This window comes from Rathayibacter festucae DSM 15932, from assembly GCF_004011135.1.
Classification (GTDB): domain Bacteria; phylum Actinomycetota; class Actinomycetes; order Actinomycetales; family Microbacteriaceae; genus Rathayibacter; species Rathayibacter festucae.
Genome location: NZ_CP028137.1, coordinates 906602 through 924954 on the forward strand (window position 1 = coordinate 906602; position 18353 = coordinate 924954).

Here is an 18353-nt window from a genome sequence, read left to right on the forward strand (position 1 = left end):
GCGACGCCGCGGTTCGGGCGGACTTTCCCGAGTATAGGCAGGGGATCTGCGCGACCCGGCGGCGGGAGCGGCGAGGCGCCTTGTCGTGGCGCGGAGGGTCCTGCATAATCTCGTCTGGTGGCTCGTCCACCGCACAAGAAGGCACTGCACGTCGCTCGTGGTCCAGGTCGTTGGGGAAGACGCACCAGGACGGAGGACAGCGTGGTGACGCAACAGACTCGGGGTGTGCTCTTCGTGCACTCCGCCCCCCGCGCGCTCTGCCCCCATCTGGAATGGGGAGCGGGTCGCGCTCTCGGTCGTGCCGTGAACTTCGACTGGATCGAGCAGCCGGTGCAGCGCGGCGCCCAGCGCACCGAGTTCGCCTGGGAGGGACCGGTCGGCACCGGTGCGGCGATCGCCTCCGCGCTCCGCGGCTGGGCCGACGTCCGCTACGAGGTCACCGAGGACCCGTCGCCGGGCGTCGACGGCGGCCGCTGGATGCACACTCCCGAGCTGGGCGTCTTCTACGCGCAGACGGACAGCGCCGGCAACACCGTCGTCCCCGAGGACCGCATCCGCTCCGCCATGGAGAGCGCCGGCGCCGACCCCATCGAGCTGCACCGCGAGCTGCGCCTCGCCCTCGGGCAGGCCTGGGAGGACGAGCTCGAGCCGTTCCGCGCCGCCAGCGACTTCGCGCGGGTCATCTGGATGCACAGCGTCGGCTGAGCGGGCTGGGCCTGTTTCTGCGCCGCTCCCTGCGCGGCGCAGCGCGGTCGGCTCGGGGAGGTGGTCGCGTTCTGCAGAGCGGGGTGCGAACGGCGACGGCGATTCGCTGGCACGCGAATCGCCGGATGCGCCTCGTGGCGCGCGGCGATACGGTGCGCGCGACTCTCTGACGGGTGGGCGCGTCTTCGGCTCGTCGGAGCGGCGGGATCCGGCTGCTGGTCCGCCGTGCTGGGGACGGCGGTCTCGGTACGCCCCTTCGGGGCTGCTCGACCAGCAAGCTCGTCATGGTGATCGAGTAGCCCGCGGAGCGGGCGTATCGAGATCCACCACCGCCTGAAGGAGGAGTCTGCAGACCGCCCTCTTGAGGACGGTGGGTCTCGATACGCCCCTGCGGGGCTACTCGACCAGCATGACCGGGCCCTGCGGAGGTGTCGGACGGAGCGAGCCGAAGGCGATGCGGTCCTGGTTCCCAGGACTGCGGGGGATGGCTTGCGGTGAACGACCACCCTCGCGGCACGAGGCGCATCCGGCGATCCGCGTTCCAGCGGATCGCCGTCGCCGACCCGCACCGGCCCTGCGAACGCGACCCCGCAGGGAGCGGACGCGCCTGCGCCGCGCGATGCGCGGCGCAGGCGCGTCCGCTCGGAGTGACGGGGCTACGCCCCGTTACACCGACCGGAACGCGGCAACAGCATTGTGCCCCCCGAACCCGAACGAGTTGGAGAGGGCGACGAGGGGCCCTGCTCCGAGGTCGCGCGGGCTGGTGACGACGTCGAGCGGGATCTGCGGGTCCTGCTCGGTGAGGTTGATGGTGGGCGGGGCGGTGCGCTCGTGCAGGGCGAGGACGGTGAAGATCGCCTCGAGGGCGCCGGTGCCGCCGAGGAGGTGACCGGTGGCGGCCTTGGTGGCGGAGACGGCGATGTTCGGGAGGTGGTCGCCGAACACGCGGGCGAGGGCGCGGTACTCGGCGATGTCGCCGACGGGGGTGCTGGTCGCGTGGGCGTTGACGTGGGTGACGTCGGTGCGGGCGGCGCCGGCCTGCTCGAGGGCCTCGATCATGGCGCGGGCGGCGGCGGAGCCCTCGGGGTCCGGGGCGGTGATGTGGTACGAGTCGCTGGTGACGGCGCCGCCGGCGAGCTCGGCGTAGATGCGGGCGCCGCGGGCGAGGGCGTGCTCCTCGGTCTCGAGGACGAGAGTGGCGGCGCCCTCGCCGAGGACGAAGCCGTCGCGGGAGACGTCGTAGGGGCGGGAGGCGGTGGCCGGATCGTCGTTGCGGCGCGAGAGGGCCTGCATCGACGCGAAGGCGGCGAGGGGGAGCGGGTGGACGACCGACTCGGTGCCGCCGGCGATGACGACGTCGGCGAGGCCGCGCTGGAGGTGCTCGTAGGCATTGGCGATCGCCTCGGTGCTCGACGCGCAGGCCGACACGTCGGTGCGGGCGTAGGCGCGGGAGGGGATCGACATGCTGATCGCGGCCGCGGCGGCGTTGGGCATGAGCATGGGGATGGTCATCGGGAGGACGCGGCGGGGACCGCGCTCGCGGAGGGTGTCCCACGCGTCGATGAGGGTCCAGAGTCCGCCGATGCCGGTGGAGTAGTCGACGCCGACGCGCAGCGGGTCGACGTCGGTGATGCCGGAGTCGGCCCAGGCCTCGCGGGCGGAGATCAGGGCGAACTGGCTGGAGGGGTCGAGGCGCTTGGCCTCGGGCCGGGGGAGGACCTCCTCGGGGCGCACCTTGGCCTGGGCGGCGAAGGTGACGGGGAGCTCGAGCTCGGTCACCCAGTCGGCCTGGATCGTGCTGACGCCGGACTCGCCCGCGAGAAGGGCGTTCCAGGACTCGCGAGCGGTGCCGCCGAGGGGCGTGCTGGCTCCGATGCCGGTGACGACGATTTTCTTGGGACTCATGACGACGATCTCTGTTCCGTGACGGGTGGGTGCCGGGCGCACCCCGGCCGGGCTCGGAGCCCTGGCCGGGGTGTCCGCCGCGTGGACGGGGTGCGCGGGGCGCTGGTTACGCGGAGGCCTTGACGATGAAGGTGACCGCGTCGCCGACCGTCTTGAGGTTCTTGACCTCGTCGTCCGGGATCTTCACGTCGAACTTCTCCTCGGCGTTGACCACGATGGTCATCATCGAGATGGAGTCGATGTCGAGGTCGTCGGTGAACGACTTCTCCATCTCGACGGAATCGGTCGCGATGCCGGTCTCGTCGTTGACCAGTTCGGCCAGGCCGGCGAGGACTTCTTCGTTGGACAGTGCCATGGTTCTCTCCTTGAGGGGTGTTCGATCAGAGTGTTCTCGAACTCGGTGTTCGTCGAGATCGGGGTGTTCGTCGTGTGACCGTAGGTCAGTTTAGGGGTGGGCCTGCGCCCCCTACGGGAGCACCACGACCTGCGCGCCGAAGACGAGTCCGGCGCCGAAGCCGATCTGCAGGGCGAGTCCGCCGCTGAGCTCGGGGTGCTCCTCGAGCAGGCGGTGGGTCGCGAGCGGGATGGAGGCGGCCGAGGTGTTGCCGGTCGTCTCGATGTCGCGGCCGATGGTCACGGTCTCGGGCAGCTTCAGCTGCTTCGCGAGCTCGTCGATGATGCGCATGTTCGCCTGGTGCGGGATGAAGGCGGCGAGGTCCTCGGGCGCGACGCCCGCCTCGGCCAGCGCCTGCTTGGCGACCTTGGCCATCTCCCAGACCGCCCAGCGGAAGACGGAGGGGCCGTCCTGGCGCAGCGTCGGCCACTCGGCGACGCCGTCGCGGTAGGCGGCGAGCGGGTTGTCCATCCCGACGGTGTCCCACTTGGAGCCGTCGGAGCCCCAGACGGTCTTCGAGATGCCGGCGGTGTCGCTCGGGCCGACGATCGCGGCGCCGGCGCCGTCGCCGAGGAGGAAGGAGATGCTGCGGTCGGTCGACTTCACGATGTCGGAGAGCTTCTCGGCGCCGACGACGAGGACGTACTCGGCGAGGCCGGAGCGGACGAACGAGTCGGCCTGGGCGATGCCGTAGGTGTAGCCGGCGCAGGCGGCGGAGATGTCGTAGGCGGGGGCCGGGTTCGCGCCGATCCGGTCGGCGAGGAGCGCCGCCAGCGACGGGGTCTGCACGGTGTTGCTGATCGTGGAGACCAGCACGAGGCCGATCTGATCGGCGCGGATCCCGGCCTTCTCGATCGCCTCGAGCGAAGCGGTCGTCGCGAGGTCGACGGCCTGGATCTCGGAGGAGGCGCGGCGGCGCTCGACGATGCCGGTGCGCTGGCGGATCCACTCGTCGGAGGAGTTGATCGGACCGACGAGGTCGTCGTTGGGGACGACGAGGTCGCCGCGGGCCGCGCCGATGCCGAGGATGCGGGTGTACTGGCTGCCGCTGGACTGGGTGAGGGAAGGGGTCGTCATGGGTCTCTCCTGCTAGGCGGCGTGCTCGTCGATGAAGGCGCGGGCGGCGTCGAGGTCGTCGGGGGTCTTGATCGCGAGGGTCGGGAGGCCCTTGAGGCCGCGCTTGGCGAGGCCGACGAGGGCGCCGGCGGGGGCCAGCTCGATCAGGCCGGTCACGCCCGCCTCGGCGAAGGCGGCCATGCAGAGGTCCCAGCGGACGGGGGAGGCGACCTGGCCGACGAGCAGCTCCAGGAAGCGGGCGCCGCTGTCGACGACGGAGCCGTCGTTGTTCGTCCAGAGGCGCAGCGTCGGGTCGGCCGGGGTGATCGAGGCGGCGACGTCGGCGAGGGAGTCGCGGGCGGGCGCCATGTAGCGGGTGTGGAAGGCGCCGGCGACCTGGAGCGGAACGACGCGGGTGCCGCGGAGGGGCTCGTCCTTCAGCGCCTGCAGGGCGTCGACCGCACCGGCGACGACGATCTGGCCGCCGCCGTTGTAGTTGGCCGGCTCGAGACCGAGCTCGTCGAGGCGGGCGAGGAGCGCCTCCTCGTCGCCGCCGAGGACGGCGCTCATCGCGGTGGGCGTCGCGGCGGCCGCGGCGGCCATGGCGCGGGCGCGCTCGCGGACGAAGACGAGGGCGTCGGGCTCGGAGAGGACTCCCGCTCCTGCCGCGGCGGTGATCTCGCCGACCGAGTGGCCGGCGATGCCCGCGATGCGCTCGCGGCGGCCGCCCTCGAGCAGCGCGGCCAGGCTGACCAGCCCGGCGGAGACGATCAGCGGCTGGGCGACCGCGGTGTCGCGGATCGTGTCCGCGTCCGAGACGGTGCCGTGGGCGGCGAGGTCGATGCCGACCGCCTCCGAGTGCGCGGCGACCTGCTCGGCCACCGAGGGGACGGCGAGCCACGGCTCGAGGAATCCGGGGGTCTGGGAGCCCTGACCCGGGGCGACGACGACGATCACGCTTTCAGTCTTCCGATCCGCGCCGGTTCGTGCGGCGCTCTGAGGTACTGACAAACCACAAAGAGCTTGTGGCGGTTCTACAACGGGGTGCGAGGAGGGGTGCGGCTCACTTGCGCGTCGGACGGCGGCGGACCGCTCCGTCCGGGTCGCTCATCGAGCCGAGGATGAGGGCCGACTGGAGGATGAGCGCCTCGCGGGCGCCCGTCGCGTCCCAGCCGATCACCTCCGCCACGCGCTTCAGGCGGTAGCGGACGGTGTTGGGGTGCACGAAGAGCTCGCGGGCCGTCGCCTCGAGCGAGCGGCCGTTGTCGAGGTACGCCCACAGCGTGGTGAGCAGCTCGGTCGAGTGCTTCTGCAGAGGCTTGTAGATCTGGGTGATCAGGCTCTGCCGGGCGAGGGGATCGCCGGCCAGGGCCCGCTCGGGCAGCAGATCGTCGGCGTTCACCGGCCGCGGGGCGTTGCGCCAGGAGCGCGCGACCGCGAAGCCGGCCAGGGCGGCGCGGGCGCTGCGCGAGGCCTCGACGAGCGTCGGCACCTCGTGGCCGAGCACGAGATGACCGGAGCCGAAGCCCGGCTCCAGTGCGTTCGCGATCTCGAGGAAGGCGACCGGCGGGCCGGTCTCCTCCGTCGCGTTCTCGCTCGGCTCGGCGCGACCGATGACGAGCACCAGCCGGCTGCCCTGCACCCCGATCAGCACGTCGGCGCTCATGTGCCGGGCGGTGCGGCGGAGCTGGTCGACGTCGAGCATCTTGGGCGCGGTGCCCACGAGCACCGCGACCTCGCCGTGGCCGTGCCAGCCGAGGGCCGCGATGCGGCTCGGCAGCTCGTCGTCGGCCTCGCCGGTGAGGATCGAGTCGACGACGAGGGCCTCGAGACGGGCGTCCCAGAGGCCGCGCGCCTCGGCGGCCCGGGCGTAGACGTCGGCCGCGGCGAAGGCGATCTCGCGCGAGTAGAGCAGGATCGCCTCGCGCAGGTCCTCGCCGCGGTTGGTGATCCGCTCCTCGACGACCTCGACGGTGACCTTGATCAGCTGGAGGGTCTGCGTCAGCGAGACGGAGCGGAGCAGCTCGCGGGGAGCCGCTCCGAAGACGTCGGCGGCGATCCACGGCGTCGCCGAGGGGTCGTCGAACCAGGAGATGAACGAGGTGATGCCGGCCTGCGCGACCATGCCCACTGCGGAGCGGCGGCCCGGCGGCATGCTGCCGTACCAGGGCAGCGTGTCCTCGAGCTTCTTGATGGTCTGCGTGGACAGCTCGCCCGAGAGGGTCCGGAGCCACGCGAGGGTCTGCTCCTTCGTGCGCGGAGCGCCCGGCCGGGTGGCCGGACGCTCCGCGGAAGAGGCAGTGCCCCGCGTCGACTGCGCGTCGTCGGAGGAGAGCACCGAGCCGTCCGTCAGCTCTCGCCGCCCGCGTTGCCGGTGGTGCCGGCGTTCACGTCGTGGAGGCTGTACTTCTGGATCGCCTGGGCGGAGAGCGAGGGGTCGACCTCGCCGCGCTTGGCGAGCAGCTGCAGCGTCCGCACCACGACCGACGGTCCGTCGATCTTGAAGTGGCGACGCGCGGCGGCGCGGGTGTCCGAGAAGCCGAAGTCGTCCGCTCCGAGCGTCGCGAAGTCGCCCGGGATGAACTGGCGCAGCTGGTCGGGGACCTGGTGCGAGAAGTCCGAGACGGCGACGAAGGGGCCCTTCGCGTCGGCGAGCTTCTGCGTGACGTAGGGCACCTGCGCCTCGTCCTCGGGGTAGAGGAAGTTGTGGTGCTCGGCGTTGATGCCGTCGCGCCGCAGCTCGTTCCACGAGGTGACCGACCAGACGTCGGCCGACACACCCCAGTCCTCGGCGAGGAGCTTCTGCGCCTCGATCGCCCACGGCACGGCGACGCCGGACGCGAGCAGCTGGGCCTTCGGGCCGTCCCACTGACCCCAGGAGACGCGGTGGATGCCGCGGACGATGCCGTCCACGTCCACGTCCTCGGGCTCCTTCGGGTGCACGATCGGCTCGTTGTAGACCGTCACGTAGTACATGACGTTCGGCTCCGGGTGCTTCCCGCCGTACATCCGCTCGAGACCGGACTGCACGATGTGCGCGATCTCGTAGCTGTACGCCGGGTCGTAGCTGACGACGGCCGGGTTGGTGGCGGCGAGGATCGGCGAGTGGCCGTCCGCGTGCTGGAGGCCCTCACCGGTCAGCGTGGTGCGACCGGCGGTCGCCGCGATCATGAAGCCGCGGGCCATCATGTCGCCCGCCGCCCAGATCGCGTCGGCCGTGCGCTGGAAGCCGAACATCGAGTAGAAGACGTAGACCGGGATGAGCGGCTCGCCCTGCGTCGAGTAGGACGTGCCGACCGCGGTGAACGCCGCGAGGGCGCCCGCCTCGTTGATGCCGACGTGCAGGATCTGACCCTGCGGGCTCTCCTTGTAGGCCAGGAGCAGCTCGCGGTCGACCGACGTGTAGTGCTGGCCGCGCGGGTTGTAGATCTTCGCGTTCGGGAAGAACGCGTCCATGCCGAAGGTGCGGGCCTCGTCGGGGATGATCGGGACGACGCGGTTGCCGAAGTCCTTCGAGCGCAGGATGTCCTTCAGGATGCGGACGAACGCCATGGTGGTGGCGATCTCCTGCGTCCCGGAGCCCTTCTTGCCGATCTTGTAGGCCGAGTCGTCCGGCAGCGAGAGCTGCGTGTACTTCGACCGGCGCTCGGGCAGGTAGCCGCCGAGCGCGCGGCGGCGCTCCTGCATGTACTCGATCGCCTCGTCGCCCTGACCGGGGTGGTAGTACGGCGGGAGGTAGGGGTTCTCCTCGAGCTGCGCATCCGTGATCGGGATCCGCATGGTGTCGCGGAAGCCCTTCAGGTTGTCGAGCGTCATCTTCTTCATCTGGTGGGTCGCGTTGCGGCCCTCGAAGCTGCGGCCGAGACCGTAGCCCTTGATGGTGTGCGCGAGGATGACGGTCGGCTGGCCCTTGTGCTCCGTCGCGGCCTTCATGGCGGCGTAGATCTTGCGGTAGTCGTGACCACCGCGGCGCAGGCCCCAGATCTGCTCGTCGCTGTAGTCCTCGACGAGCTTCTTCGCGCGCTCGTCGCGGCCGAAGAAGTTCTCGCGGACGTAGGCGCCGTCCTCGGTCTTGAAGGTCTGGAAGTCGCCGTCGGGCGTCTTGTTCATCAGGTCGAGCAGCGCGCCCTCGGTGTCGCGGGCGAGCAGGTCGTCCCACTCGCGGCCCCAGATGAGCTTGATGACGTTCCAGCCGGCGCCGCGGAAGAACGACTCCAGCTCCTGGACGATCTTGCCGTTGCCGCGGACCGGGCCGTCGAGGCGCTGCAGGTTGCAGTTGATGATGAAGTTGAGGTTGTCGAGGCCGTCGTTCGCGGCGACCTGGAGCTGACCGCGCGACTCGACCTCGTCCATCTCGCCGTCGCCGAGGAACGCCCAGACCTGCTGGTCGGAAGCGTCCTTGATACCGCGGTTGGTGAGGTACTTGTTCGCCTGCGCCTGGTAGATCGCGTTGATCGGGCCGAGGCCCATCGACACGGTCGGGAACTGCCAGAACTCCGGCATGAGGCGCGGGTGCGGGTAGCTGGAGAGCCCGCCCCCCTGGTGCGACTTCTCCTGGCGGAAGCCGTCGAGCTGGTGCTCGCTCAGGCGTCCCTCGAGGAAGGCGCGGGCGTAGGGGCCGGGGGAGGCGTGCCCCTGGATGAAGATCTGGTCGCCGCCGCCCGGGTGGTCCTGGCCGCGGAAGAAGTGGTTGAAGCCGACCTCGTAGAGCGAGGCGCTCGACGCGTAGGTCGAGATGTGGCCGCCGACGCCGATGCCGGGGCGCTGCGCGCGGTGCACGAGGATGGCCGCGTTCCAGCGGATCCAGGCGCGGTAGCGGCGCTCGACGTCCTCGTCGCCGGGGAAGTCGGGCTCGTTCTCGGCCGCGATGGTGTTGATGTAGTCCGTCGTCGGCACCATCGGAACGCCGAGGTGCAGCTCCTTGGAGCGCTTGAGGAGGCTGAGCATGACGTCGCGTCCGCGACCGGCACCCCGCTCCTCGACGAGCGCGTCCAGCGACTCGTTCCACTCCGACGTTTCCTCGGGATCCGAGTCGACGTGTCCGACGGAATACGGGTCCTGATCGTTAACAGTCACCCTCGACCTCTCTCTGGGGGCAGATCGTGCCCGAGACATCACTCTCATGAAGCGGTGCGGATCCGCGCGCAGGACCCTCGGATGACGAGGAGCGCGCGGGCACCCGTGCAAGCCTAGCGATTCCGGTCATGTGTGGCGATCCACGACGGAACCGCACAGGGCACTGTGGGATTTCTCCAGCCGGAGCGCGTCGAGCGGCCGATCGTCGCGGTCCCTTGGTTCATCGGCGGAGCGGGTCTAGCATTGCCCCTCGTGCTCGCGCGACATTCGTGCGCATGGAAGGACATCGTCCGATGGCTCTCGAGAAGCTCACGCTGGCTCCCGACTTCGAACTCGCGAACCAGTACGGCGAGCGCATCCAGCTCGGCGACTTCCACGGGCGGCGCAACGTCGCCCTCGTCTTCTTCCCGCTCGCCTTCTCCGGCACCTGCACCGGCGAGTTCTGCGCGCTGCGCGAGAACCTCTCGCTCTTCGAGCACGCGGACGTCGAGCTGATCGGCATCTCGGTCGACTCCAAGCACACCCTGCGCGCCTGGGGCGAGAAGCAGGGCTACGACTTCACGCTGCTCTCCGACTTCTGGCCGCACGGCGACGTCGCCAAGCAGTACGGCGTCTTCCTCGAGGGCAAGGGCTACGCGACGCGCGCGACCTTCCTCATCGACAAGGAGGGCGTCATCCGCGACACCTTCATCACCGCCCCCGGCGAGGCCCGCTCGATGGACGACTACCGCGCCGCGATCGACGCGCTCACCCCGGCCCACGCCTGACGCTCTCCGCGAGATGCCACTTGTGACCGCTTTTCACGGCGTGTCGCGTGCACAAGTGGCATCTCGCGGGAGGGGTGCAGGGGTGCACACGCCAGGGCGTCAGTTGAGGATGTTCACCGCTCGGGAGATGACCAGGGCCAGCAGGACGAAGCCGGTGAAGCCCTCGAGGGCCATCAGGAGCTTCACCCGGCTGGACAGCGGCATCGTGTCGGTGGGGCTGAACGCCATCGTGTTCGTCGTCGAGACGTAGAGGTAGTCGACGAAGCCCGGGCGCCAGTCGGCCTTCTCGGAGGAGCCGACCGCGACCTCGCTGACGGTGTCGCGGTAGGTGTCCTGCGGGAAGGCGAAGTCGGCGGGCGGCAGCTGCGAGCGCTCGAGCGTGCCGCGGGAGACGGGGCCGCCGCGGTCGAGCTCCCAGTAGATCAGCGCGTAGGCGACGACGTTGGTCACCCAGACCTGCAGAGCGGTGAGCAGCAGCAGCGGGCCGTCGGCCGATCCGTCGACGAGGTCGATGACGACCCGGACGACGTTGATCTGGTTCGCCGCGGCGAGCACGACCGCGAGGGCGATCGACACTCCGCGGGACCAGCGGGTCTCGGTGTCCAGCCGCCGCGGGTTGACGACGAACAGCGGGATCAGCAGCGCCAGCGTCAGGACCGCCGCGGCGATCCGGACGACCGAGGTGCCGGGATCGTGCCCGACGAGGTTGAGCGCGACGGCCACGAGGATCGCGGCGGAGGCCGGCCAGCGGCTCTCGGCCCGGCGCCTCGCGCGGGTGTCGTCCGTGTCCGCCATGCGCCGAGAGTAGCGGTGCGAGCCGTGTCGTAGGATCGATCCCGATCGTCCGCGGCCCGGCCGCGACGGGGGCCTTTAGCTCAGTTGGTAGAGCGCCACGTTTACACCGTGGATGTCATCGGTTCGAGCCCGGTAGGGCCCACAGGAGAACCTCGCGAGACCGCGCCTCAGCGGGACTGGCGGCGCTTGTAGGGCTTGGGCTGGCCCTTGACGACGGGGGCGCGGCCGGTGCCCTTCGAGGCCTTGGCCTTGCCGCCGGACTTGGGGGCCTCCTCCGGCTCGTCGCCGAGGGCGGCGAGCTCCTCGCGGGCCGAGGCGAGGCGCTGGCGGCCGGCGGCGGTGAGGGTCGTGGCAGCGGCGCCCGGCTCGAAGAGCGGGCGGCCGAGGTCGAGCTCGACGGCGGCGACGGACGAGTCGAGCTTCGCGCGGGAGATGCCGAGCTTCTCGGCGGCGCGCACGAAGTGGAGCTCCTCGGCGACGGCCACGAAGTGACGCAGCTGGCTGATCTTCATGAGGAACCCTTCGCGGCCGCTCGCTGCGACCGCCTCCACCCTAGGCGGACCCCGGCGCGCGGCGGACACGCGCCCCGGCGCGGACGGACCCTCGCGGACACCGCCCGGTCGACACCGGCCCTACGCCGACGGCGTCAGCCGCTGGTCGCCGACGACGCCGAGCAGCCGGAGGGCCTCCGCGGAGGCGGGCGAGCCGGCGCGCGGCGTGAGCACCAGCAGCACCTGCGCCTGGTTCTCGGTGAAGAGGGCCTGGCAGTCGACGTCGATCTCGCCGACCTCGGGGTGGCGCAGGGTCTTGTGGTCCTCGAAGCGGGCCGTGACCTCCTGCAGCTCCCAGTAGCGGCGGAACTCCTCGCTCCGCGCGAGCAGCGACTCGATGATCCGGGCGGCCAGCGGGTCGGCGTCGGGTGCCGCGGCGGCGAAGCGCAGCTGGGCGGTCTGCATCCGCCCCTGGTGCTCGTGCTCGCGCTCGGGGTAGCTGCGGCGGGCCTCGTCGGGGTGCGCGAACCAGCGGTGGATGCCGCTGCGGTCCAGGCCGGTCCAGGCGGCGCCGTCGCCGAAGAGGGCGCGGGCCAGGCGGTTCTGCACGAGGGTCTCGCCGAGCTCGGTGATGACCAGCGCGGGAGTGTCGTCCAGCCGGTCCAGCACACGGAGGAGACCGGGGGAGACGTGCTCGTCGCGCCGGTGCCGGGTGGGCGGAGTCTGGCCGGCGAGCCGGAAGAGGTGGTCGCGCTCGTCGAGGTCCAGGCGCAGCCCGCGGGCGATCGCGGTGAGCATCTGCTCGGACGGCTGCGGTCCGCGCTGCTGCTCCAGCCGCGACCAGTAGTCGGCGGACATGCCGACGGCGGCGGCGATCTCCTCCCGGCGCAGGCCCGCGGTGCGGCGGCGCGCTCCGGGCGGCATGCCGACGTCGGACGGCTGCAGCCGCTCGCGTCGGCCGCGGAGGAACTCGGCGAGCGCAGGTCGGTCCATGCGCTCATCCTGCCGGTCCGCGCGCATCGCGGACCAGGGACCGCCGATCCCTGGATCGTCCAGCCCTTCCGGCCCGTGCGGCGCAGGGCGACGCTGGGGTCAGCCGGGCGGGACAGCCCGGGACACGGAGGAGACCACATGAAGACCACGGGCAGCACCATCCTGATCACCGGCGCGACCTCGGGCATCGGCCGGGGCCTCGCCGAGCGCTTCCTCGACGCGGGGAGCACGGTGATCCTGGGCGGTCGCCGCAGCGAGCTGCTGGACGAGTTCACGGCGGCCCACCCCGGCTCGCACTCGGTCGTGATCGACGTCACCGACCCGGAGTCGATCGCCGCCGCGGTCGAGACGGTCACTCGGGAGCACCCCGACCTCGACGTCGTCGTCACGATGGCCGGCATCATGCTGCCGGAGGACCTGCAGGACTCGGGGCACCTCGACACCGCCGCGGCCATCGTCGAGACGAACCTGCTCGGCACGATCCGCACGCTGACCGCGTTCACGCCGTGGATCGCCGCGAAGCCGGACGGCGTGCTGATGACCGTGTCCTCGGGGCTCGCGTTCGTGCCGCTGCCGGCGACCCCGACCTACAGCGCGACCAAGGCCGCGGTGCACTCCTACACGCAGAGCCTGCGGGCGCAGCTCGCGGAGACTCCGGTGCAGGTGATCGAGCTGGTGCCGCCGGCCGTGCAGACGACGCTGATGGGGCAGCAGGACGACCCGAGCGCGATGCCGCTGGACGAGTTCCTCGACGAGACGGTGCGGATCCTCGCCATGCAGCCGGAGGTGGAGGAGGTGCTCGTCGACCGGGTGCGCTTCCTCCGCGACGCCGAGGCCGAGGGGCGCCACGCCGACGTGCTGGCGCTGCTCAGCAGCAGGCACTGAGTTCATCGCGGGGCGCCGCCGCCGCTCGGCCGTCGTTCGGCGACTGTTCTCCCACAGCCGTTGCGCTGGAGCGCTCTCACGCCTACCCTCGCGGGCGTGGTCGGAACCCGAAGCCGGCTGCAGAGGAGGCCGATGTGGGCGCGCTCGTCTACAGCGGTGTCGCCTCGATCGACGGCTACACCGTCGACGAGACCGGGGATTTCAGCTGGGCCACGCCCCGCCCCGAGGTGCACCGCTTCATCAACGAGACCGAGACCGGAGTGGGCACGTACCTCTACGGCCACCGGATCTACGAGACCATGCGCGGCTGGGACGCGGGCTACGAGCTCGCCGAGCAGTTCGCCTTCATCCACGACTTCCAGGAGATGTGGCGCGCGGCGGACAAGGTCGTCTACTCGACGACCCTGCCCGCCGTGCGCACCCGCCGCACCCGGCTCGAGCGGACGTTCGATCCGGTGGGCGTGGCGCAGGAGGTGCGCTCGAAGCCGCACGACGTCTCCGTCGGCGGTGCGACCCTCGGGGCGCAGGCGCTCCTGGCCGGCGTGGTCGACGAGATCCGCTGGTACGTGGCGCCGATCGCGGTGGGCGGCGGAACGCCGTTCCTCCCGCACGGCTTCCGCAGCCGCCTCGAGCTCCGGCAGCAGCGCAGCTTCGCGGACGGAACGGTGTTCCTCCGCTACGGCGTGAAGCGCTGAGGAGGAGCGACGCGGGCGCCGGTCAGGCGCGGGCCGGCTCGTCCGCGCCGACCAGTGCGGCGATCCGGGCGGCGATCCGCGCGCCCTGCGCCCGGCCGGCCTGCGCGGCGGCGGGACGGACCTCGGGGTCGAGCGAGTTCGGGCCGAAGGCGGCGATCGACGCCTCGTCCGCGTAGACGACCTCGACCCGCGAGCCCGACAGTGCCTCGAGCTCGGCGGTGGGCAGCGTGCCGACACCGGGCGAGCCGATGCCGGACATCGGCGTGATGACGACCACCCAGTCGGCACCCGCGGCGAGGTCGGCGTTGCTGCCGGAGCGCACGCCGCCGTCCATGTAGCGGACGCCGTCGATGCTGACCGGCGGCCAGACACCGGGCACCGCGCAGCTGGCGGCGATGGCGTCGACGAGGCCGACGCCGCTCGTGCGGTCGAAGACGGCGAGCGCCCCGGTGGCGGTGTCGATCGCGGTGATCAGGAGGCGCTGCTCGGGCCAGTCGGCGTCGGCGATCCGCGCGGCGATGACGTCGCGGCGGGACTCCTCGGACAGGGTCGCGGTCTCGAGGGCGAGCACGCCGATGCGGCGCCGGGCGTCCTCCGGCGAGGTCGCGCCCTCGATCGCGGCGGCGTAGCTCGCCTGCAGGCGCTCGACGTCGACGACGGCGCCGATCTCGGCGGACTCCTCGCGCAGCTGCGACGCGTAGGCCTCGTCGAGGCCGACGGAGGTGCTCAGCTGCGAGGCGACGGCGGAGCCGGCCGAGGTGCCGATCAGGGTCGTCGAGGGGTCGAGGAGGAGGCGGGCCGCCTCGGGCGAGGCGTCGCTGAGGCCGCGGACGATGCCGAGCTCCCAGGCGATTCCGGCGAGGCCGCCTCCGGCGAGGACGAGGGCTCCGGGCATGGGTGGTCCTTTCGATGGTGCGGTGAGGGGTGCTGCCAGCCTGGCCCCCGAGGCTGGGAGGCGCCGGCCGGTGGCGCGTGTCCGGCGCCGGTCAGGCGCGCGCCGCGGCGATCGCGTCGGCCGCGAGCCGCGTCGAGCTGTCCCGGTCGCGGAGCCAGAGCGGGACCGAGTGCACGCGCAGACCGGTGCCGTCGAGGGCACCGACGGCCGCCGCGTCCTCCTCGCCGACCAGCCAGGCGTCGAGCAGGCCACCGGTGGAGCGCGCGCCGTAGTGCCGGCCCACCGCCTCCGCCGAGGTCTCGACGCCGATGGCGGGCAGGCAGTGGTCGGCCATGCCGCGCACCACCGCGCCGCCGATGATCGGCGAGACGCCGACGACCGGGGCCGAGGTGGTCCGCACGGCCTCCGCGATGCCGGGAACGCCGAGGATCGTCCCGATCGACACCACCGGGTTGGACGGGGCGATCAGGACCGCGTCGGTGTCGGCGATCGCCTCGAGCACGCCCGGGGCGGGACGCGCCTCCTCGACGCCCCGCTGGACGAAGCGGCGGGCGGGCACCGACGCGCGCAGCCGCACCCACCACTCCTCGAAGTGCAGCAGCCGGACGCCCTCGCCGGGCAGGTCGACCTCGACGTGGGTCTCGACGTCGGAGTCGGACATCGGCAGCAGGCGGACGCCCAGCGGCCAGCGCGCGGTGATCCGCTCGGTGGCCTCGGAGAGGGTGAGCCCGTCGCGCAGCATCGAGGTGCGGGCGAGGTGCGTGCCGATGTCGAGGTCGCCGAGGGTGAACCACGGCCAGCCGACGCCGAACGCGGTCAGCTCGGCCGAGACGCGCTCGCTCTCGCCGGCCCGGCCCCAGCCGCGCTCGGTGTCGTTGACACCGGCCAGCGCGTAGGTGAGCGAGTCGAGGTCGGGGCAGACCTTCAGGCCGGTGAGCCACATGTCGTCGCCGGTGTTGGCGACGACCGTGATCTCGGAGGGACCGCCGCCGGCCGCCTCGAGGTCGCGGAGGTGCTCGCGCACCGCGGAGGTGAAGCGGGCGCCGCCGACGCCGCCGGCCAGGATCGTGATGCGCATCCGTCGACGCTACCGCGGACCGCGGACACCGCGGATTCCGAAGGACCGGCGCCTTAATGCTGCGGATCCGCGCCGGAAACACCCGGGAAACGTCGGAGGACGACGATGAACCCCTGTCCGGCGCACGGAGCGGAAGCGGTCATTGCCTTCGACCCTCGCGCGGACCACAGTGAGACCACGGCCCCTCGGCCCCGCCTCCCGCGTCTCGCGGGACCTCGGCGGAGCCTCGACCGGGCCGACCGAAGCATGGAGGTACCGATGACCATCGTCCGCGCAGCGATCACCCAGACCACGTGGACCGGCGACAAGGAGTCGATGCTCGACAAGCACGAGCAGTTCGCCCGCGACGCCGCCGCCCAGGGAGCGCAGATCGTCTGCTTCCAGGAGCTGTTCTACGGCCCGTACTTCGGCATCACCGAGGACAAGAAGTACTACCGCTACGCCGAGCCGGCCGACGGCCCGATCGTGCAGCGCTTCGCCGCGCTGGCGAAGGAGCTCGGCACGGTGATGATCCTGCCGATCTACGAGGAGGACATCACCGGCGTCTACTACAACACCGCCGTGGTCGTCGACGCCGACGGCACGATCCTCGGCAAGTACCGCAAGCACCACATCCCGCACCTCGACCGCTTCTGGGAGAAGTTCTACTTCCGTCCCGGCAACCTCGGCTACCCGGTCTTCGACACCGCGGTCGGCAAGGTCGGCGTCTACATCTGCTACGACCGGCACTTCCCCGAGGGCTGGCGCGAGCTGGGCCTGAACGGCGCGCACATGGTGTTCAACCCGAACGCGACCAAGCCGGGCCTCTCGAACCGCCTGTGGGAGGTGGAGGGCCCGTGCGCCGCCGTGGCGAACGGCTACTTCGTGCTCCAGCCCAACCGGGTCGGCCGCGAGGACAACGAGTACGGCGAGCTGGCCGTCGACTTCTACGGCACCAGCCAGGTGATCGACCCACGCGGCAACTCCGTCGGCGAGCGCGGCTCGGGCGACAGCGAGGAGATCCTGATCCGCGATCTCGACCTCGACATGGTGCAGCAGATGCGCGACGACTGGCAGTTCTACCGGGACCGCCGTCCGGACTCGTACACGAGCATCCCGAAGCCCTGACCGCCGACGTCCTGACCGCGCGACCGCCGCAGCACCGGAACCACCGAGGAGCATCGATGAAGACCCTCATCACGAACGGCACGGTCGTCAACGCGACCGGCACCGCCACCGCCGACGTCCTGATCGACGGCGAGACCATCGCCGCGGTGCTCGCGCCCGGCTCGACGCTGCTGGGCTTCGACCTCGCGGCGAACGTCGACCGCGTGATCGATGCGGCCGGCAAGTACGTCATCCCGGGCGGGATCGACGCGCACACGCACATGGAGATGCCGTTCGGCGGCACCTTCGCCTCGGACACCTTCGAGACCGGCACCCGGGCCGCCGCCTGGGGCGGGACCACGTCGATCGTCGACTTCGTCGTGCAGTACCCGGGCGAGAGCGTGGTCGACCGCTACCAGGCCTGGCAGGAGAAGGCGGCCGGGAACTGCGCGATCGACTACGGCTTCCACCAGATCCTCTCCGACGTGCAGGACTCGTCACTGGTGGCGATGGACGAGCTGATGGACGAGGGCGTGACCAGCTTCAAGCTGTTCATGGCCTACAAGGGCGTGTTCCTCTCGGACGACGGGCAGATCCTGCGGGCGTTCCAGAAGGGCGCCTCGAACGGCGCGATGATGATGATGCACGCCGAGAACGGCGCGATCATCGACGAGCTGGTGAAGCAGTCGCTCGCCGCCGGCAACACCTCGCCGTACTTCCACGGGACCTCGCGGCCGTGGCAGGCGGAGGAGGAGGCGACGCACCGGGCGATCATGATCGCGGACCTCACCGGCGCGCCGCTCTACGTGGTGCACGTGTCGGCGAAGCAGGCGGTCGAGCAGATCGCGCAGGCCCGCGACCGCGGGATGAACGTCTTCGGCGAGACCTGCCCGCAGTACCTCTACCTCTCGCTCGAGGAGCAGCTCGGCGCACCGGGCTTCGAGGGCGCGAAGTGGGTGTGCTCGACGCCGCTGCGCTCGAAGGCGGAGGGGCACCAGCACCACATGTGGCAGTCGCTGCGCACCAACGACATCCAGATGGTCTCCACCGACCACTGCCCCTTCTGCATGAAGGGCCAGAAGGACATGGGCATCGGCGACTTCTCGAAGATCCCCAACGGCATCGGCTCGGTCGAGCACCGGATGGACCTGATGTACCAGGGCGTCGTCTCGGGACAGATCTCGCTGCCCCGCTGGGTCGAGCTGACCTCGACCACTCCGGCGCGGATGTTCGGGATGTACGGGAAGAAGGGCGTGATCCAGCCCGGGGCCGACGGCGACGTGGTCGTCTACGACCCGAACGGGCACACCTCGATCGGCATCGGCGAGGGCCGCAGCCACCACATGAACATGGACTACTCCGCCTGGGAGGGCTTCGAGATCGACGGTCACGTCGACACCGTGATCTCCCGCGGCAAGGTCGTCGTCGACTCCGGCGACTACATCGGCACCAAGGGCGACGGCAAATACATCAAGCGAGGTCTCTCGCAGTATCTGATCTGACCTGAAGTCCTCTTTTTCCCACCGCAACGA

Annotated in this window: 17 protein-coding genes and 1 tRNA gene; 7 read left to right on the forward strand and 11 right to left on the reverse strand. The window is 71.3% G+C overall.

Going from position 1 to position 18353, the window contains the following annotated elements; genetic code table 11:
• Positions 1–225: 225 nt before the first annotated feature.
• Complete coding sequence (locus C1I64_RS04235) at positions 226–705, forward strand: DUF3145 domain-containing protein (protein ID WP_127886304.1); 480 nt, start codon at positions 226–228, stop codon at positions 703–705.
• Positions 706–1371: 666 nt separating this feature from the next.
• On the opposite strand, the gene C1I64_RS04240 is transcribed toward C1I64_RS04235, so the two are convergent.
• The 6 genes from C1I64_RS04240 to aceE form a co-directional block, all read right to left on the reverse strand.
• The gene (locus C1I64_RS04240) at positions 1372–2610 is read right to left on the reverse strand and encodes a beta-ketoacyl-[acyl-carrier-protein] synthase family protein (RefSeq protein ID WP_123732131.1); all 1239 of its coding nucleotides are present in this window, start codon (positions 2608–2610) and stop codon (positions 1372–1374) included.
• A gap of 106 nt (positions 2611–2716) precedes the next feature.
• Positions 2717–2965, reverse strand: coding sequence for an acyl carrier protein (locus tag C1I64_RS04245; RefSeq protein ID WP_123445660.1), 249 nt, complete (start codon positions 2963–2965; stop codon positions 2717–2719).
• 111 nt (positions 2966–3076) lie between these two features.
• Complete coding sequence (locus tag C1I64_RS04250) at positions 3077–4081, reverse strand: beta-ketoacyl-ACP synthase III (RefSeq protein ID WP_123445661.1); 1005 nt, start codon at positions 4079–4081, stop codon at positions 3077–3079.
• Between the two features lie 12 nt (positions 4082–4093).
• A complete protein-coding gene (locus C1I64_RS04255) occupies positions 4094–5017 on the reverse strand; it encodes an ACP S-malonyltransferase (RefSeq protein ID WP_127886305.1) in 924 nt (307 codons plus the stop codon).
• Positions 5018–5123: 106 nt separating this feature from the next.
• Entirely contained in the window at positions 5124–6269 is a 1146-nt protein-coding gene (locus tag C1I64_RS04260; protein ID WP_243587289.1) for a PucR family transcriptional regulator, read from the reverse strand.
• Positions 6270–6409: 140 nt separating this feature from the next.
• On the reverse strand, positions 6410–9136 hold the full coding sequence (gene aceE / locus C1I64_RS04265) for a pyruvate dehydrogenase (acetyl-transferring), homodimeric type (protein ID WP_123445664.1): 2727 nt from the start codon (positions 9134–9136) through the stop codon (positions 6410–6412).
• 293 nt (positions 9137–9429) lie between these two features.
• Between aceE and C1I64_RS04270 the strand changes: the two genes are divergently transcribed.
• The gene (locus C1I64_RS04270; RefSeq protein WP_127886307.1) at positions 9430–9903 is read left to right on the forward strand and encodes a peroxiredoxin; all 474 of its coding nucleotides are present in this window, start codon (positions 9430–9432) and stop codon (positions 9901–9903) included.
• A gap of 99 nt (positions 9904–10002) precedes the next feature.
• Here C1I64_RS04270 and C1I64_RS04275 read toward each other — a convergent pair whose 3' ends face one another.
• Positions 10003–10698, reverse strand: a complete 696-nt coding sequence (locus C1I64_RS04275; RefSeq protein WP_127886308.1) for a DUF1345 domain-containing protein — start codon at positions 10696–10698, stop codon at positions 10003–10005.
• Positions 10699–10767: 69 nt separating this feature from the next.
• Between C1I64_RS04275 and C1I64_RS04280 the strand changes: the two genes are divergently transcribed.
• Positions 10768–10840 (forward strand) — tRNA-Val (locus C1I64_RS04280).
• A 25-nt stretch (positions 10841–10865) separates the two neighbouring features.
• Here the strand turns inward: C1I64_RS04280 and C1I64_RS04285 are convergent.
• Together C1I64_RS04285 and C1I64_RS04290 are read right to left on the reverse strand one after the other, a co-directional pair.
• Positions 10866–11210 carry a helix-turn-helix domain-containing protein gene (locus tag C1I64_RS04285; RefSeq protein WP_123445667.1) on the reverse strand — a complete coding sequence of 115 codons (345 nt, stop codon included), beginning with the start codon at positions 11208–11210 and terminating at the stop codon, positions 10866–10868.
• A gap of 120 nt (positions 11211–11330) precedes the next feature.
• The gene (locus tag C1I64_RS04290) at positions 11331–12182 is read right to left on the reverse strand and encodes a helix-turn-helix transcriptional regulator (protein WP_127886309.1); all 852 of its coding nucleotides are present in this window, start codon (positions 12180–12182) and stop codon (positions 11331–11333) included.
• A gap of 138 nt (positions 12183–12320) precedes the next feature.
• Between C1I64_RS04290 and C1I64_RS04295 the strand changes: the two genes are divergently transcribed.
• Both C1I64_RS04295 and C1I64_RS04300 read left to right on the forward strand, forming a co-directional pair.
• Positions 12321–13067: an SDR family oxidoreductase gene (locus C1I64_RS04295; protein ID WP_127886310.1), complete on the forward strand. Its 747-nt coding sequence runs from the start codon at positions 12321–12323 to the stop codon at positions 13065–13067.
• Between the two features lie 134 nt (positions 13068–13201).
• The gene (locus C1I64_RS04300; protein WP_123732139.1) at positions 13202–13762 is read left to right on the forward strand and encodes a dihydrofolate reductase family protein; all 561 of its coding nucleotides are present in this window, start codon (positions 13202–13204) and stop codon (positions 13760–13762) included.
• Between the two features lie 22 nt (positions 13763–13784).
• Here the strand turns inward: C1I64_RS04300 and C1I64_RS04305 are convergent, their stop codons facing one another.
• Together C1I64_RS04305 and cofD are read right to left on the reverse strand one after the other, a co-directional pair.
• The gene (locus C1I64_RS04305; protein WP_123445671.1) at positions 13785–14657 is read right to left on the reverse strand and encodes a patatin-like phospholipase family protein; all 873 of its coding nucleotides are present in this window, start codon (positions 14655–14657) and stop codon (positions 13785–13787) included.
• Between the two features lie 91 nt (positions 14658–14748).
• A complete protein-coding gene (cofD, locus tag C1I64_RS04310; RefSeq protein WP_127886311.1) occupies positions 14749–15735 on the reverse strand; it encodes a 2-phospho-L-lactate transferase in 987 nt (328 codons plus the stop codon).
• Between the two features lie 258 nt (positions 15736–15993).
• Here cofD and C1I64_RS04315 point away from each other — a divergent pair, with 258 nt between their 5' ends.
• Positions 15994–16842, forward strand: a complete 849-nt coding sequence (locus C1I64_RS04315; protein WP_127886312.1) for a nitrilase-related carbon-nitrogen hydrolase — start codon at positions 15994–15996, stop codon at positions 16840–16842.
• Between the two features lie 56 nt (positions 16843–16898).
• The gene (gene hydA / locus C1I64_RS04320) at positions 16899–18323 is read left to right on the forward strand and encodes a dihydropyrimidinase (protein WP_127886313.1); all 1425 of its coding nucleotides are present in this window, start codon (positions 16899–16901) and stop codon (positions 18321–18323) included.
• Positions 18324–18353 lie beyond the last annotated feature (30 nt).

What these genes read in the sequence shown, in the direction of transcription:
- C1I64_RS04240 (WP_123732131.1), bottom strand. Translation starts at nt 2,610, where the DNA reads ATGAGTCCCAAGAAAATCGTCGTCACCGGCATCGGAGCCAGCACGCCC.
- C1I64_RS04245 (WP_123445660.1), bottom strand. Translation starts at nt 2,965, where the DNA reads ATGGCACTGTCCAACGAAGAAGTCCTCGCCGGCCTGGCCGAACTGGTC.
- C1I64_RS04250 (WP_123445661.1), bottom strand. Translation starts at nt 4,081, where the DNA reads ATGACGACCCCTTCCCTCACCCAGTCCAGCGGCAGCCAGTACACCCGC.
- C1I64_RS04270 (WP_127886307.1), top strand. Translation starts at nt 9,430, where the DNA reads ATGGCTCTCGAGAAGCTCACGCTGGCTCCCGACTTCGAACTCGCGAAC.
- C1I64_RS04275 (WP_127886308.1), bottom strand. Translation starts at nt 10,698, where the DNA reads ATGGCGGACACGGACGACACCCGCGCGAGGCGCCGGGCCGAGAGCCGC.
- C1I64_RS04285 (WP_123445667.1), bottom strand. Translation starts at nt 11,210, where the DNA reads ATGAAGATCAGCCAGCTGCGTCACTTCGTGGCCGTCGCCGAGGAGCTC.
- C1I64_RS04290 (WP_127886309.1), bottom strand. Translation starts at nt 12,182, where the DNA reads ATGGACCGACCTGCGCTCGCCGAGTTCCTCCGCGGCCGACGCGAGCGG.
- C1I64_RS04295 (WP_127886310.1), top strand. Translation starts at nt 12,321, where the DNA reads ATGAAGACCACGGGCAGCACCATCCTGATCACCGGCGCGACCTCGGGC.
- C1I64_RS04305 (WP_123445671.1), bottom strand. Translation starts at nt 14,657, where the DNA reads ATGCCCGGAGCCCTCGTCCTCGCCGGAGGCGGCCTCGCCGGAATCGCC.
- cofD (WP_127886311.1), bottom strand. Translation starts at nt 15,735, where the DNA reads ATGCGCATCACGATCCTGGCCGGCGGCGTCGGCGGCGCCCGCTTCACC.
- C1I64_RS04315 (WP_127886312.1), top strand. Translation starts at nt 15,994, where the DNA reads ATGACCATCGTCCGCGCAGCGATCACCCAGACCACGTGGACCGGCGAC.
- hydA (WP_127886313.1), top strand. Translation starts at nt 16,899, where the DNA reads ATGAAGACCCTCATCACGAACGGCACGGTCGTCAACGCGACCGGCACC.